The following is a 14,478-nucleotide window of genomic DNA, read 5'->3' as shown; positions in this document are numbered from 1 at the left end:
GAATTGACATGCCAAAGGAACCGCAATGGCCCTCGATATCCTGATCGTCGACGACGAGCGCGACATCCGCGAACTCGTGGCCGGCGTGCTGAGCGACGAAGGCTATGAATGCCGCACTGCCGGGGACAGTACCTCGGCGCTGGCGATGATCGACGAGCGCCGGCCCAGCCTGGTCCTGCTCGACGTGTGGCTGCATGGCAGCCCGATGGACGGGCTTGAAGTGCTCGACGCAATCAAGCTGCGCGAGCCGGAATTGCCGGTGATCATCTTTTCGGGCCACGGCAACATCGACACCGCGGTTTCGGCAATCGGACGCGGCGCGATGGATTTCATCGAGAAGCCGTTCGAAGCCGAGCGGCTGCTGCTGCTGGTCGCTCGTGCCACCGAGACCGAGCGGTTACGGCGCGAGAATGCACGACTGCGCGAAGGCTTCGTCACCTCGGACGAATTCACCGGCAACAGCACCGCCATCAACGCCGTGCGCGCCACGCTCAAGCGGGTCGCCAATACCGGCAGCCGCTTGCTGATCAGCGGACCCGCCGGAGCGGGCAAGGAAGTTGCCGCGCGGCTGCTCCACAGCTGGAGCCCGCGTGCCGGCAATGCCTTCGTCACGGTCAATTCCGCACGGATCACGCCAGAGCGGTTCGAACAGGAGCTGTTCGGCGAAGAGCAGGGCGGCAAGCTGGTCCGCGCCGGCCTACTCGAAATGGCCGATGGCGGCACGCTGTATCTAGATGAGGTGGCGGACATGCCGCTTTCCACCCAGGCAAGGATCCTGCGCGTGCTGACCGAGCAGGCCTTTGTCCGTGTAGGGGGCCACCGCCAGATCCGTGTCGACGTGCGTGTCGTGTCATCGACGGCGCGCGATCTTGAGCGTGAGATTGCTGAGAAGCGCTTCCGCGAGGATCTGTTTTACCGGCTCAACGTCGTGCCCGTGGCGATCCCCTCGCTGGCCGAGCGGCGCGATGATATTCCCGCGTTGGCCGACCACTTCTTCGCCCGCTTCGCCGCCGATCAGGGGGTGTCGCCGCCCGAAGTGGCGATCGAGGCGATGGCCGCGCTGCAAAGCTACGAATGGCCCGGAAACGTGCGCCAGCTGCGCAATGTGGTGGAGCGGACGATCATCCTGACCCCGCGCGACAAGCTGGGCCGGATCGTCACCGACATGCTCCCGCCCGAAGTTGCCAGCGGCCGCATCGGCAACGACAGCGGCATGCCATCGCTGATGGGCGTGCCGCTGCGCGAGGCCCGCGAGAACTTCGAGCGCGAATACCTGCGGGTCCAGATTCGCCGCTTTTCGGGGAACATCTCGCGCACCGCGGCATTCATCGGGATGGAACGTTCGGCCTTGCACCGCAAGCTCAAGCTGCTGGGCATGGTCGGAGGCAAGGATGGCGAGGAAGGCGAGCTCGAAGAGGCCGTTTGAGCTGGCGCATCATCAGGGCGTTTACGAAGTCACCCGAAAACGGTAACAAGGACTCGGCAAAGACCCGGTTTGCACCCCAGCGGTGCAGCCAGAATGCGGACCGCAGCAGCGGCCGCCAACAAGAAGGAGCCCAATGATGACTTCCAAGACCCTTACGGCGCGCCCGCGTTCGGCCAAGGCCGAAGCCGAAGTTGCTGCAGATGCAGCGCCGATGATCGACACCGCGACCACGCCCGCACCTGCACCCGCCAAGGGCCAGAACCTGCAGGATCAGTTCCTCAACCTGCTGCGCAAGAACAAGACCCCGGTGACCATGTTCCTGGTCAAGGGCGTCAAGCTGCAGGGCATCGTTACCTGGTTCGACAATTTTTCGATCCTGGCCCAGTCGGCCCGAAGCTGCGATTTTGGCCATGTTGAAGAACAAAGATTGAACATGGCGATCTACCAGGCTCGCTCTTGTCCTCCAATCTCGTAAACATCGGTCTCGATCGAGCACCTGTAGCTCTCTGCGATGTTGAACATCTCTGTCTGGAGAGATGCGATCTCATCATCGAGGCTGACGCCATCGGCACCCTGATCATAGGCGACGGTCAGCGTGTAATCGCAGTTCCCGGTCTTTTGCATCTGGTAATCCCGCTCCAGCATCGCCTCAATGCGCTCGCGAGCGGGCTTTCTGCCACGACCATGCTTGTTGAAGTTCTCGATGGTCAGATGCAGGGCGATGGTGACAGAAGGCGGCTTTTCCGGCAGCCCGATCCTTGAAGGAATGACGTCAAGCGCCCGATAGACGGTCATTCTTGAGATCTTGAGGTCGCGCGCGACGCTGGCCTTGCTCGCGCCGGCGGTGATCCGGCGTCGGATTTCATCGTCATCGATGTTTTTCTTCCGGCCTTTGTAGACGCCTTCGGCGCGCGCCGCCTCGATCCCGGCGCGCTGCCGGTCCTTGATGAACGTCAGTTCCATGTCCGCGACCATGCCCAGAATGGTGATCACCATCCGCCCCATGCTTCCGGCCGTCGTCACCTCCGGCTCAAGCACCCGCAATGAGGCTCCCTTCTGGTCGAGTTCATGAACCAGATTGAGAACATCGCGTGTGGAGCGACCGAGCCGATCGAGACGCAGGACGACGAGTTCGTCATCGGCGCGCAGGAACTGCATGATCGTCTCAAGCTCCGTGCGTCCAGTGCGCGATGCGCCCGAGCCTGTTTCGGAGCGGAGGATTTCACAGCCCGCTGCCTTCAACCGGGCAACCTGGATGTCGAGATCCTGGTCGATGGTGCTGACGCGGGCGTAGCCGACGCGGGTCATGGGCAAATCCGTCACATTAGGGTGGCTTTGCCCTCGTACAGTAACATTGGTGACGGAACCACCCTTTTGTGACATGTCGTATATGTCACTTCCGATCGTCACGTTCGGGTGCACCCAAATGGTGCGAGCGGAAAGGCCCCGGTCAGGCAGCAAGCCGCCCAAAATCGATCCGGCTATTCAGATCGAGGTCGAAGCGGCCATAAGGATTGACGTGGCTGTAAATCAGCGGTGTGAGGCCGCGATAATCATCCGGCGTCATCCGGCCCGTCCATTTCGGTTCCACCAGCACGCTCTGAAGCATTCGGGTGTTCACATAGACAAGCGACGCTTGCAGCAAATGTAGCGCCAGGACCGAGAGCTGCTGCTCATCGATGCGGTTAGTGGCGATCTCGCCGCCCTTGCCGAAGAAAACGAACCCATTGGCACTGTTCCAGTTTTCAACGACATTCAGGCCTTCATGAATTTCGCGGCGGAAGGACTCCTCGCGCAGATACCGGCACAGGAAGATCGTCTTGACCGCGCGGCCCAGCTCACTCAACGCCTTGTAGGTCGGGTGCATCACCTCGGAGCGGCTAAACCGGCGCAGGATCGCCTCCGGGTCGGCGGTTTTTGTCTGCATCGCGGCTGCATATTTGACCATCTCGTCATATTGCTGCTCGATCTCATCCCAGTTGATCGGACTGGAGAGGATCGGCTGCAAGTGGGGAAGCCGCGTTCGCATGCCGACATCGGGAAGAGCCAGCTTCTGGCGAGCGATCGCTTTCAGGCGGGGTGCAAGCTCAAATCCGAGAAGCCGGCAAAATGCAAAGCCAACCGCGCTTTGGCCATGACTATCAACATATTGTCGCTGGATTTCCATGTCGGTGCAATGGCGCAGCACGCCCTCGATCATGGAGGCGACCTCGGAGGAAGAGCAGCGCTTGAGCTGGGAATAGACGCATGTCGCGCGTCGTTCGACATGCCAGTAGATCATGACGCCCCGTCCACCATAACGCGCATGCCATTCCGTCATCAGGTTGCGATCCCAGGCTCCGAACTTTGTGGAATCTGACGCACAGGCCGTGCCGGCGTCCCCCCAGACTGCAGCATTGCGGATTGCCAGGGTCGCATTCGCAACCCTGGCACACGCCTCCTTGAGCGCCGCGGCATGAACGAAGCGGCGATGGACATGCAGCAGCTCTTCATAGCTGACATCGGGGGTGGCGCCGGCGATCCGCTTGAGCCCGGCATTCGTTCCCAGGCCGTAGAGGCATAGCAGGAGACGTTGATCCAGCGCGGTTTTCGGCAGTGCAACACGCGAGGCCGATGTTTCGAACGCTTCGAGAAGTCCCGTATCAAGGGCAGCCTCCTTCAGTACGTCGAGCAGCCCGGTCATCGGCCAGCGTTGGCCGATCTCGGTCTTGATCGAGGCGAGACCCCTGGGTTCGGGCAAGGGTTTGAACGGGGTGAGAGATATACGGTTCTCGCCGCGCCACAGCAGCCGAACCTTGTCGTTCCGGGGAATATTGGCATTGAGGAGCAACAGTTCCTGAGCAAGCTCTTCCCGGATGGCGCTTGAAAATGCACGCGCATCCGCCGTCAGGTTCAATCCTGTGTAATATGCTTCTCGCCGCGCATCGAAGTCCTTGGGAAGATCGTCATCGGGATTGCGGTATCGGTCCGCCCCGACAACCCAGATTTCCTTAGAACGGATGCGATCGCGCAGTTGCGCGAGGACACAAAGCTCATAACTGATCCGGTTTACGCGCCCCTCTTCATCAATGACGGAACTGCGCCATCTCGCCGGAATGACCTCGTCGACCGGCACTGCGTGCGGCGGCACGTAGCGGCATCCATCATCCACTTTGCTTCTGATCCAGTCCAGGGCCGCCAGCACCGGACGCCACACGGCGTTGTTCGACCGGAACTCCAGTGCCGAAAGCAGGCTTGGCAGCATACGGCGATAATGATTGGCCCATGACCTCCGCATCACCTTGTAGATCCGCCGATCCAAGGCGCCCTTTGCCTGGCTTTCCTTGATGATCGCCGCCAGTTTGTCCTTGCCGGCGATTGGGAAAATGACATCGCAGATGCGCCCGGATGGATCGTCGATCGAAGCGCTGGCAATCTCGACCAGGAGTCGCTCCTTGCCATAGACCCGCTCGATGTCTTTCGCGATATCGCCCACCACCTTGCGTTTCGAGCGCGATCCGATCTTATGGACCGTCTCGATCAGCAGGTCGACCATCGCATCCGTAAGCTGAGCTTCCCGCGCCATCAGATAAACGGCATAGAGCCCGAGCTGGCGCGCCGGTACATGCCGGCGCATCTCCGAGGCTTTCTCGCCGGCAACCCGGCGAACGATCTGATCGACCCATGCCTTGCCCGTGACCGATAGGAAATCTCGGGGAAGAGCAAGCCGTTGGATAAAGGCGAGTTTGGCGGTCACGCCAAGAATGTTTTCGAGCGTCGCCTGACCTGCATCCCCCTTCATCGTGTTGAAGCCGGTCGGGCCATCGGGATCGGCGAGCGAGGCTTCCAGCAAGGCGACCGCATCCGGCGCAAGCCGATCGCGGACTCGGGCCAACAGGGCCTCCAGATAGAGGTGTCGTTGCGAACGGACGAGGCGTTCCAGCTCCTTGCGCGACGGCCCATAGATACGGCGGTCGCGGCACCACAGGAAAACATGCTCGAGCATGGCATTGATCGGCTGCCCGCCCGCACAAAGATCGTCGGAAATCCACCTCGACAACGCCCTGCGATCCGTCTGCGTCATACGGCGGAACCCGAGATGCCGCAAAATCTCCGCGCAATGCCGGCGGGCGGTGCGCCCGGAAAAATCATAGTGGTTCACGGATTTGGCATCGAGACCAAGTTGCTCCGCCAGATACAAGACACCGTCGGAGGGTATCGACGCATGATCCGGCACAAAGAAGCCATGCCCGGCGAAAAATCTAAGCTGAACCGCCAATCCCAGTCGTGCCGTCTCCGCTTTGCCGGTCACGAACGCGATGTCCGAAAAACTCAGGCTCCAGGAGCCGATCAGATCCCCACTCGAAACGCCAAGGCTCATAACGCCGCTCCCTTATCGGAGCGGAACGTCGTTCCTCGCATGGGCGATCGTCAACAACAACCAGCCCGTTCCCGACGTGTTCTCCAAGATGACCAAAATCGCAGCTTCGGGCCGACTGGGCCATCCTGCTGCGCCGCGATGGCCAGTCGCAGCTGGTCTACAAGCACGCAGTATCCACGATCATGCCCAGCCAGCCGGTTGACGTGCGCCAGTTCGGCGGCACGGCAGAAGGCGGCAAGAAGATGCGCCTGCTGCAGGACGTGTTCCTGTCCAGCGTCCGGTCGTCCGGGGTGCAGGTGACCATGTTCCTGGTCAACGGGGTGATGCTGCAGGGCCGCGTCGCCGCCTATGACCTGTTCTGCATGCTTCTCGAACGCGAAGGCTATGTTCAGCTGGCTTACAAACACGCGGTTTCGACCATCCAGCCGCTCAGCCCGGTCGACCTGACCGGCGAGGACTGGGACGGCGGCGAAGGTGATGCCAGCTGAGCTTTCTTGACGACAACCGTGAAGACGTAGCCCGCGGCGCCCGCGCGCTGGTGGTCTACCCTGAATTTCGGGGACGCGGCTCTGCGTCGATCGATACCGCTGCACGCCTGGAAGAAGCACGCGGTCTGGCTCTGGCGATCGGGCTCGAGGTGGTCGACGCCGTGGCCATCCCGATCCGCGAGGCACGCGCCGGCACGCTGTTCGGGGAAGGGCAGATCCAGAATATCGATGTCGCCTGCAACCAGGGCGAGGCCGAGCTGCTGATCGTCGACGGATCGCTCACCGCGATCCAGCAGCGAAACCTTGAAGACAAGCTGAAACGCAAGGTGATCGATCGCACCGGCCTCATCCTCGAGATCTTCGGTGAGCGTGCGGCAACCGCCGAAGGGCGGCTACAGGTCGAACTGGCGCACCTTGATTATCAGGCCGGCCGCCTGGTCCGCTCGTGGACCCACCTTGAACGGCAGCGTGGCGGCTTCGGCTTTCTTGGGGGACCGGGCGAAACCCAGATCGAGGCCGACCGGCGGATGATCCGCGACCGCATGGCACGCCTGCGGCGTGAGCTGGAACAGGTCCGCCGCACCCGCGGGCTGCACCGCAGCCGCCGCGAAAAGGCACCGTGGCCGGTGATCGCACTGGTCGGCTATACCAATGCCGGCAAGTCGACCCTGTTCAACCGGCTGACCGGGGCGGAGGTGATGGCAGAGGATCTGCTTTTCGCCACGCTCGATCCGACCATGCGGCGGATCCGCCTGCCGGGCTTGGACAAGGCGATCCTGTCGGACACCGTGGGGTTCATCTCCGATCTGCCAACCCAGCTTGTCGCCGCGTTTCGCGCGACTTTGGAAGAAGTGACGGCCGCCGACGTCATCGTCCATGTCCGCGATATCGCCAATCCCGACAGCCAGGCGCAGAAGAACGAAGTTCTGGCGATCCTTGCCGACCTCGGCCTGCTGGACAGCGAAAGCGATGCGCCACCGATCCCGATCGTCGAAGCGTGGAACAAGTGGGACCTGCTTGATGAGGAGCGCGCCGCAGATCTGACCGAGCAGATGGCCGTCCATCCCGATGACGTTATCGTGCCGCTGTCGGCACTGACCGGGCAGGGTTGCGCGGCGCTGCTTGAAACCATTGGCAAGCTGCTGACCCAGGGGGCGCGCCTGCACACTTTTGTGCTGCCGCTCAGCGACGGCCAGCGCCTCGCCTGGCTGCACGCGCATGGGGAAGTAGTGTCCGAGGATGACGCCGGCGAAGATGAGCGCGGCCCGCTGCGCCGGGTGGCAGTGCGGCTCGAACCCCGCGAGCTAGGGCGCTTTACCCGGCTCTGACTTCTTAACGTCAACCCACAGCGACTCCTGCTGATCGAGGGACAGCGCGGCGAAGTCCGTGCCGCGATTTGTGGCGAGCGCTTCCATCGCGCGAAAGCGCCGCTCGAATTTGCGATTGGCGGCGCGCAACGCGTCTTCCGGGGCGACGCCATAGGCGCGCGTGACATTGACCGCGGCGAAAAGCAGGTCACCGGCTTCCTCAGCGCGTTCTTCTTTTGTTCTGGCGGTGGCCAATTCGCCGACTTCCTCGATAAGCTTGTCAACCGGGCCTGCGCGATCGGGCCAGTCGAACCCCTGCCGCGCGGCTCGTTTCTGCAGTTTTTCGGCGCGCATCAATGCGGGGAGGGCAAGGGCAACGTCATCCATCGCGCTGGTCGCGCCCCTGGCAGCGCGTTCATCGGCTTTCAGGCGTTCCCAGCGTTCCTCGCGGCCATCACGGCCGGACGTGCCATCGCCGAAGATGTGCGGATGGCGGGTTTCCATCTTGGCGCTGATTGCTTCAGCGACGGCGTCGAAATCGAACAGACCGTCTTCCTCCGCCATGCGGGAATGGAACACGACCTGGAGCAGCAAGTCGCCAAGCTCATCCTTGAGCGCGGCCATGTCATCGCGCTCGATCGCGTCGGCGACCTCATAGGCTTCTTCGATGGTGTATGGCGCAATCGTGGCAAAGCTTTGCGCGAGGTCCCATTCGCAACCGTGCTGCGGGTCGCGCAGCCGGGCCATTATCGAGAGGAGGCGGTCGAGAGGGGGCATGGCTGGCTCGATCATCTGAGATTGATAATATATATTATGTTAAATACGAGAGTGATCAGTGTGGCTCTATCCGGCGAGATAGCGTGCAACTGCCGCGACCACGATGATAATCCCGATCCAGATCAGCCCCATGCTGACCATCCTGCTTCGCGACAAGCGATGCGCGGCAAGCGCGCGCAGATTGATGATCAGCACCAAGACCGTCGCCACAAGCGCGAAGACAATCTCGCCGTTGCTCATGCCGCAAGCCCCAGTCCGTCATAGCCGACAAGCACGTGCGGCGGCACCTCTGCAGACACAGTGGCAAAGTCCATCGACTTGTCGAGATGCGTCAACACGCCTTTGCCAACCCGGCAGACCTCGATCAACTCAAGCGCCATGGCCAGATGCGCATGGGTCGGATGCGGTTCGCGGCGCAGGCAATCGACCACGAGCAAATCGGTGCCACGGAACAGATCGACCATTTCACGCGTAATCTCGCTGAAGTCTGTCGCATAGCCGATTGTCTTTCCATCACAATCGAAGCGAAAGGCCGTGCTTTGTGCCGGACCGTGCGGCATCTGGCAGCTGGCGATGCCAAAGCCCATGCACATCCGCAGCCGGTCCAATGTATCGAGTTCTACCAGGGTGTGATAGCCGAACTGGCCGGCAAAAACGTAGCCGAAGCGCTGGCGCAAGCGGCGTACGGTTTCGCTTGCGGCATAGCCCGGGATTGGCCCGGCGCGGCCATAGCGCATCGGCCGCAGATCATCGATGCCGTGGCAATGATCGGCGTGATCGTGGGTCCAGAACACCGCGTCGATCCGGTCGATGCCGTTCACCAGCAACTGTGCCCGCAAATCGGTCGAAGTATCGACCAGCAACCGTTGACCGTCGTTACTCTCAACGATGATCGACACGCGGCTGCGACGGTTCCGTGGCTCAGCCGGATCGCACAGGCCCCAGTCGTTGCCGATCCGCGGAACCCCGGTCGAGGTCCCACTGCCAAGCATCAGCAGCTTCACAGGGCGGCCTTGCCGAACAGCCTCGCGAAGTTGCGCGTCGTCGTTTCGGCCAGAAATTCAGACGAAACGCCGCGCAAGTCCGCCACAAATCGCGCCGTGTCAGCCACAAACGACGGTTCGCAGACCTGTCCACGATGCGGCACAGGTGCCAGGAACGGTGCATCGGTTTCGACCAGTAAACGATCGTCCGGAATGTCCGCAGCTATGGCTTGCAAGTCCTTGGCGTTCTTGAACGTCACGATCCCGGATATCGAAATCGTCAAACCGAGATCAAGCACGGTGCGGGCAAAGTCGGCTGAGGCGGTGAAACAATGGATCAGCGCGGGATAAGCGCCCTTCTCCATCTCGTCGCGCAGGATTGTTGCCGTGTCGTGCTCGGCCTCACGAGTATGGATGATCAACGGCAAACCTGTTTCGCGTGCGACAGAAATGTGTTTACGGAACAATGCTTTCTGCGTGTCTCTATCCGAATGGTCGTAATAATAGTCGAGCCCGGTCTCTCCGATTGCGATGACCCTGGGATGCTCGGTCGCCTCCACCAGCGCGGCTTCACCCATGTCGGCATGACCGTCGGCCTCGTGCGGGTGGATCCCGACGCTGGCCCAGACGTCGCTTTCCCGTTCTGCGGTTGCGATCACCTGGTCCCATTCGCGCTGCCGGGTCGAGATCGACAGGAAGCCTCCTACCCCGGCCGCTCGGGCCCGCGCCAGCACCCCGGCCTGATCCTCGACCAGGCCCTTGTATTCAAGGTGACAGTGCGAATCGATCAGCATCAGGCGTCCTCGACAGGCGCTTCAAGCCGCGGGAACACGCCAACCGGCTGCGACAGCCTGAACCCGCTTTCGGCGAGCGGCGAATACCAGTGCGACTGAATCGCCGCGTAGGAGCGCAATTCCGGCGCGATGCCCATCTGATCGAGCAGTTTCGCGGCGCTGTCAGGCATGACCGGGATCGCCGCCACCGCCAGTTGCGCGATCGAAATGAACAGTGTGGCCAGGACCGTCTGCATCCTCGCCGGGTCGGTCTTGCGCAGGGTCCAGGGTGCCTGGGCATCGACATACTGGTTGCAGGCGAAGATCGCCGCCATCCAGTGTTCGAGGCCGACCGAGAACTCGAGCGCGGCGAAACTTTCGGGAAGATGCTTGGTGGCTGCCTCGTCAACCAGTTCGAACAGGGCGAAATCTTCCGCCGCGTGCTCAGTAATTTCAGGGAGATAGCCGTCACAGTTCTTGAAGATCTGCGAGAGTGTCCGCTGTGCGAGGTTCCCGAAGCTGTTGGCAAGTTCCGCATTGCAGCGGGCGACGATGGCTTCGACCGAATAAGATCCGTCCTGCCCGAAGGCGACTTCGCGCATCAGGAAATAGCGCAGCGAATCCACACCAAAGCGCTCGGCCAGACCCATCGGGTCGGTAACATTGCCCAGCGACTTGGATTCCTTCTGTCCACGATTAAGCAGGAAACCATGGCTGAACACGTGCCGAGGTAGCGCAATCCCCGCGCTCATCAGGAAAGCTGGCCAATAGACCGTGTGAAAGCGGGTAATGTCCTTGCCGATCAAATGCAGGTTGCATGGCCAATACCGCGCAAAGTCGCCGCTCTCATCAGGAAAGCCAAGGCCGGTCAGGTAATTTGTCAGCGCATCGACCCATACGTACATCACGTGATTGTCGCTGCCCGGAACCTTGACGCCCCAGTCGAAACTGGTGCGCGAGATCGACAGATCGCGCAGTCCCGACCTCACAAAGGCCAGCATTTCATTCCGCCGGCTTTCGGGACGGACGAAATCCTCGTTCTCCAGCAGCGCTACCAGTTTGTCCTGGTAAGCGGACAGACGGAAGAACCAGCTTTCCTCGACTGTCCATTCTACGGGCGTACCCTGGGGCGACAGTTTGTCGCCCCCCTCGCCAGCAATCAGTTCGCTCTCGTCGTAGTAGGCCTCGTCGCGAACCGAGTACCAGCCCTCATAGCGGTCGAGATAGAGGTCGCCGCTGGCTTCCATCCGCCGCCAAAGTTCCTGAGAGGCGTTGTGGTGGCGCGGTTCCGTGGTGCGCTGAAATACGTCATAAGACACATTCAGGCCATCGCACATATCAATGAAATGCTGCGACATCTGGTCGGCCAGCTGCTTCGGTTCCAAGCCGAGTTCGCGCGCCTTCTGCGCCATCTTCAGGCCGTGTTCGTCGGTCCCGGTCTGGAATCGCACGTCGCGGCCCATCTGGCGCTGGAACCGGGCGATGACATCGGCGGCGATCGCCTCATAGGCGTGGCCGATATGCGGCTTGCCGTTGGGATAGGAAATCGCGGTGGTGATGTAGAACGGTTCGGCCATGGCCGGGAGAATCTTTCCGAAATAGAGGCTCAGGCCGTCTCTCTAGGCATGGCAAGGGATGCCAGCAACCCGCCAATCTCCATAACCAGCAGCCCGGGATCGAAGTTATAGGTCGCGGCCTGTCCGGCCAGCTTCGTCAACTCACCATGCGCTGCGATGACCCGGGCCTGGCGTGGCGGTGCGCCTTTGGACAATTCCGCCGCAACGACCGCGCGGGCCAGGTCGATAGCCGCCTGCTGCCGCTCACGATCAGGCCGCGCGCCGATGGCATCCGCCATGGCCCCGCGCAGGCCCAGATGATCGTCGCCTTCCTCGGTCAGACGTCGCATGAGGGTGTGCAGTACGCCAAGGTCCTGCTCGACAAAGGCCAGCGCCGCGCCGGGCGACCCCTCGGCTGCAGCAATCGCCGCAGCGCGGGTCGCGGCGTCAGCTTGCGGTGCTTCGCTTTGCAGGATCCTGTCGACCTGTCGCGCATCCAGCGGGGCAAAGCGCAGCACACGGCAGCGCGAGCGGATCGTCGGCAGGAGCCGGCCCGGCCGGTGCGCAACCAGCAGGAAGAAAGTGCCTGCGGGCGGTTCTTCCAGACTTTTGAGCAGCGCGTTGACCGCGCCCTTCTCCATGTCGTCAGCGGGATCGATGATCACCGCGCGGCGCGCGCCCAGCGTAGGACGCGTGACCAGGCGCGCCTGCATGCGGCGAACCTGATCGATCGTGATGTTGCGCTTTTTCTGCCATGGCTTGCCGTCAGCGCGCTTTTCTTCCTCGGCGTCGTTGGCAGGCAGATGATCAAGCACGATGATGTCCGGGTGAACCTCCCATGGCGGCTGCGCCAGGCCCGGTTCGGCGACAAGCTGGGCGGCGGCAGCGCGGGCGAAGGCGCCTTTGCCAACGCCCTTCATCCCGGCCAGAATCCACGCGTGGTGCATGCGCGCCGAACCCATCGCATCATGCCAGGCGCGCCAGGGTTCGTCATGGCCGGTCAGCATGGTCACGCGGGGTCCAGCAGCGGCGCCAGTGCGCAGAGAACCTGGCCATGAACCTCGGTTGGCGCGCCATTCGCATCGATCCTCGCGAAGCGCCGCGGCTCTGCTTCGGCGAACCGGGCAAAGGCTGCGGCTACATTCGCGTGATAGGCTGCATCGCGTCCGCCGATCCGATCAGCTCCGCCCGAATCGCGTGCGGCCAGACGCCGCTGCGCCGCTTCCGGTGCCACTTCGAACAGCAAGGTCAGATCGGGCAGCAGACCGTCGCTGCCGATTCGGTGCAGATCCTGGATGTCGGTGTCCGACAGCCCCCCCGCGCCGCCTTGATAGGCGCGGCTCGAATCGACGAAGCGATCGCAGATGACCCAGGTTCCCGCTGCCAGGGCCGGCCGGATCAACCGATCGACATGATCCGAGCGCGCAGCGGCAAACAGCAGCGCCTCGGCCCGCGGGTGCCAGCCATCGCCGTCGAGACCGAGGAGCAAGGCGCGGATTGCCTCTGCCCCGGGGGTTCCGCCAGGCTCGCGCGTGACGACGCAGGCGATCCCGCGCCGGGTCAGTGCTTCAGCGAGCAGGCGCGCCTGGGTGGACTTTCCCGCCCCTTCCCCACCTTCCAGCGCGATGAATTTCCCGGTCGTCATGGCAGCAGCCCTAGCAGGCCATTGACGATCCTGTCGATTGCTCCCGCCTTGCCGACGGCCCGCGCCGCTACGAGCGGCAGGTCATAGCTGCCCGCTGCAGCTGTCGTGATGCGCAGCCGGGCAACGTGCTGCCCTTGGGCCAATGGTGCTCGCAGCGGACCATCATAGACGATGGTTCCACGCACAGCGGTGCCGGTTCCCTTCATCGTGGCCAGCGTGAATGAGCGCGGCACGGTCAGAGGAACGCTGCGCGCCGCGCCGCCCTGGACCCTGGCTGCACCGACAATCATGCCCGTATTCAGGAACGGCCGGCTATCCCATGCGGCATAGCCCCATTCGGCCATGCCGCGGGCGGCGTTGGCGCGGTCGGTATCGGTCCGCGCTCCGCCGATCACCAGCACCAGACGCCGTCCATCGCGCCGGACCGCGCCAAGAAAGTTGAACCCGGCTTCAAAGGTATGCCCGGTCTTGATCCCGTCAGCACCGGACAGAACGCCGGCAAAGGGATCGTGGCTGCTGAGCGTCGCACCGCGCCAGTCCATCGTCTTCTTGCCGATATAGCGGCGGTAGAGATCGGGATGGTCGTTGATCAGGGTTTCGGCAAGGCGGGCCATATCCGCGGCGCTGACCGCTGTTCTACCCCGATCGGGAAAGCCGTTGGGCGTGCCGAAGCGGCTGCTGCGCATGCCCAGCGACCGGGCCCGCGCATTCATCGCGGCAACGAAGTCTTCGGTGCTGCCGCTGGCACTTTCGGCCAAGGCCACGGCGGCATCGTTGGCGGAGACGGTCAAGGTGCCCATCAGGAGCTGACCGATGCTTACCTGCTCGCCCGGCCGCAGATTGAGCGTGGTGCCCTTTCCGGCCCAGGCGCTGGCTGTTCCGGGCCGCACGGTGACCAGTTCATTCTCATCCAGCTTGCCCGCCTTGATCAGATCGAAGATGACCAGTGCAGTCATCGCCTTGGTCATCGACGCGGGCGGAAAGACGACGTTACTGCCGTGTGCGCACAGGGTGCGCCCCGCCGACAGATCGACAAGCAATGCGTGGGGAATGCGCGCCGCCGGACCCGGACAGGCGGGTGCAAGCTGACCTGGCGCGGATGCCCGCAGCGGCAAGGCCGTCGCTGCCACGACCAGCAGCGCGCCGCCCGCAAATCTCATTGC

12 protein-coding genes and 2 pseudogenes are annotated in these 14,478 nt (G+C 62.6%); 4 read left to right on the top strand and 10 right to left on the bottom strand.

Annotated elements, in window-relative coordinates; genetic code table 11:
* Positions 1-25 precede the first annotated feature (25 nt).
* Positions 26-1,426 carry a nitrogen assimilation response regulator NtrX gene (gene ntrX / locus ACFFF7_RS07120; RefSeq protein WP_379480676.1) on the top strand — a complete coding sequence of 467 codons (1,401 nt, stop codon included), beginning with the start codon at positions 26-28 and terminating at the stop codon, positions 1,424-1,426.
* Positions 1,427-1,562: 136 nt separating this feature from the next.
* A pseudogene (gene hfq / locus ACFFF7_RS07115) lies at positions 1,563-1,805 on the top strand (RNA chaperone Hfq); the annotation flags it as partial.
* Positions 1,806-1,867: 62 nt separating this feature from the next.
* Here hfq (ACFFF7_RS07115) and ACFFF7_RS07110 read toward each other — a convergent pair.
* Positions 1,868-2,734 (bottom strand): recombinase family protein, encoded by an 867-nt coding sequence (locus ACFFF7_RS07110; protein WP_006961816.1) that lies wholly within the window; start codon positions 2,732-2,734, stop codon positions 1,868-1,870.
* Positions 2,735-2,876: 142 nt separating this feature from the next.
* Positions 2,877-5,786 carry a Tn3 family transposase gene (locus tag ACFFF7_RS07105; RefSeq protein WP_006961814.1) on the bottom strand — a complete coding sequence of 970 codons (2,910 nt, stop codon included), beginning with the start codon at positions 5,784-5,786 and terminating at the stop codon, positions 2,877-2,879.
* A 113-nt stretch (positions 5,787-5,899) separates the two neighbouring features.
* Between ACFFF7_RS07105 and hfq (ACFFF7_RS07100) the strand changes: the two are divergent.
* Positions 5,900-6,274, top strand: a pseudogene (gene hfq, locus ACFFF7_RS07100) (RNA chaperone Hfq); the annotation flags it as partial.
* Positions 6,275-6,324: 50 nt separating this feature from the next.
* Positions 6,325-7,602 carry a GTPase HflX gene (hflX, locus tag ACFFF7_RS07095; protein ID WP_446686284.1) on the top strand — a complete coding sequence of 426 codons (1,278 nt, stop codon included), beginning with the start codon at positions 6,325-6,327 and terminating at the stop codon, positions 7,600-7,602.
* On the opposite strand, the gene mazG is transcribed toward hflX, so the two are convergent.
* Genes mazG through ACFFF7_RS07055 form a run of 8 tightly spaced genes read right to left on the bottom strand, consistent with a single transcriptional unit; the run spans position 7,579 to position 14,475 of the window.
* Entirely contained in the window at positions 7,579-8,373 is a 795-nt protein-coding gene (gene mazG / locus ACFFF7_RS07090) for a nucleoside triphosphate pyrophosphohydrolase (RefSeq protein ID WP_379480675.1), read from the bottom strand. The two genes, hflX and mazG, sit on opposite strands and share 24 nt — an antisense overlap.
* Positions 8,374-8,424: 51 nt before the next feature.
* On the bottom strand, positions 8,425-8,598 hold the full coding sequence (locus tag ACFFF7_RS07085) for a hypothetical protein (RefSeq protein ID WP_379480674.1): 174 nt from the start codon (positions 8,596-8,598) through the stop codon (positions 8,425-8,427).
* A complete protein-coding gene (locus ACFFF7_RS07080) occupies positions 8,595-9,362 on the bottom strand; it encodes an MBL fold metallo-hydrolase (RefSeq protein ID WP_379480673.1) in 768 nt (255 codons plus the stop codon). Before ACFFF7_RS07080 ends, ACFFF7_RS07085 begins: the two co-directional genes overlap by 4 nt.
* Positions 9,359-10,135, bottom strand: a complete 777-nt coding sequence (locus tag ACFFF7_RS07075; RefSeq protein ID WP_379480672.1) for a TatD family hydrolase — start codon at positions 10,133-10,135, stop codon at positions 9,359-9,361. The genes ACFFF7_RS07080 and ACFFF7_RS07075 overlap by 4 nt, the downstream gene beginning before the upstream one ends.
* Positions 10,135-11,691, bottom strand: a complete 1,557-nt coding sequence (metG, locus tag ACFFF7_RS07070) for a methionine--tRNA ligase (RefSeq protein ID WP_379480671.1) — start codon at positions 11,689-11,691, stop codon at positions 10,135-10,137. The genes ACFFF7_RS07075 and metG overlap by 1 nt, the downstream gene beginning before the upstream one ends.
* 29 nt (positions 11,692-11,720) lie before the next feature.
* The gene (locus ACFFF7_RS07065) at positions 11,721-12,677 is read right to left on the bottom strand and encodes a DNA polymerase III delta subunit-related protein (RefSeq protein WP_379480939.1); all 957 of its coding nucleotides are present in this window, start codon (positions 12,675-12,677) and stop codon (positions 11,721-11,723) included.
* A 2-nt stretch (positions 12,678-12,679) separates the two neighbouring features.
* Complete coding sequence (tmk, locus tag ACFFF7_RS07060) at positions 12,680-13,315, bottom strand: dTMP kinase (protein ID WP_379480670.1); 636 nt, start codon at positions 13,313-13,315, stop codon at positions 12,680-12,682.
* On the bottom strand, positions 13,312-14,475 hold the full coding sequence (locus ACFFF7_RS07055) for a D-alanyl-D-alanine carboxypeptidase family protein (RefSeq protein WP_379480669.1): 1,164 nt from the start codon (positions 14,473-14,475) through the stop codon (positions 13,312-13,314). The genes tmk and ACFFF7_RS07055 overlap by 4 nt, the downstream gene beginning before the upstream one ends.
* Positions 14,476-14,478: the final 3 nt, after the last annotated feature.

The organism is Novosphingobium aquiterrae (assembly GCF_042434435.1).
Taxonomy (GTDB): Bacteria; Pseudomonadota; Alphaproteobacteria; order Sphingomonadales; family Sphingomonadaceae; genus Novosphingobium; species Novosphingobium aquiterrae.
Note: the sequence above shows the minus strand (reverse complement) of the source record. Positions and strands in the feature narration are given on the sequence as shown.

Coding starts and splice junctions, on each gene's coding strand:
- ACFFF7_RS07110 (WP_006961816.1), bottom strand. CDS start 2,734: ATGACCCGCGTCGGCTACGCCCGCGTCAGCACCATCGACCAGGATCTC.
- tmk (WP_379480670.1), bottom strand. CDS start 13,315: ATGACGACCGGGAAATTCATCGCGCTGGAAGGTGGGGAAGGGGCGGGA.
- metG (WP_379480671.1), bottom strand. CDS start 11,691: ATGGCCGAACCGTTCTACATCACCACCGCGATTTCCTATCCCAACGGC.
- ACFFF7_RS07075 (WP_379480672.1), bottom strand. CDS start 10,135: ATGCTGATCGATTCGCACTGTCACCTTGAATACAAGGGCCTGGTCGAG.
- mazG (WP_379480675.1), bottom strand. CDS start 8,373: ATGATCGAGCCAGCCATGCCCCCTCTCGACCGCCTCCTCTCGATAATG.
- ACFFF7_RS07065 (WP_379480939.1), bottom strand. CDS start 12,677: ATGCTGACCGGCCATGACGAACCCTGGCGCGCCTGGCATGATGCGATG.
- ACFFF7_RS07105 (WP_006961814.1), bottom strand. CDS start 5,786: ATGAGCCTTGGCGTTTCGAGTGGGGATCTGATCGGCTCCTGGAGCCTG.
- ACFFF7_RS07085 (WP_379480674.1), bottom strand. CDS start 8,598: ATGAGCAACGGCGAGATTGTCTTCGCGCTTGTGGCGACGGTCTTGGTG.
- ACFFF7_RS07055 (WP_379480669.1), bottom strand. CDS start 14,475: ATGAGATTTGCGGGCGGCGCGCTGCTGGTCGTGGCAGCGACGGCCTTG.
- ntrX (WP_379480676.1), top strand. CDS start 26: ATGGCCCTCGATATCCTGATCGTCGACGACGAGCGCGACATCCGCGAA.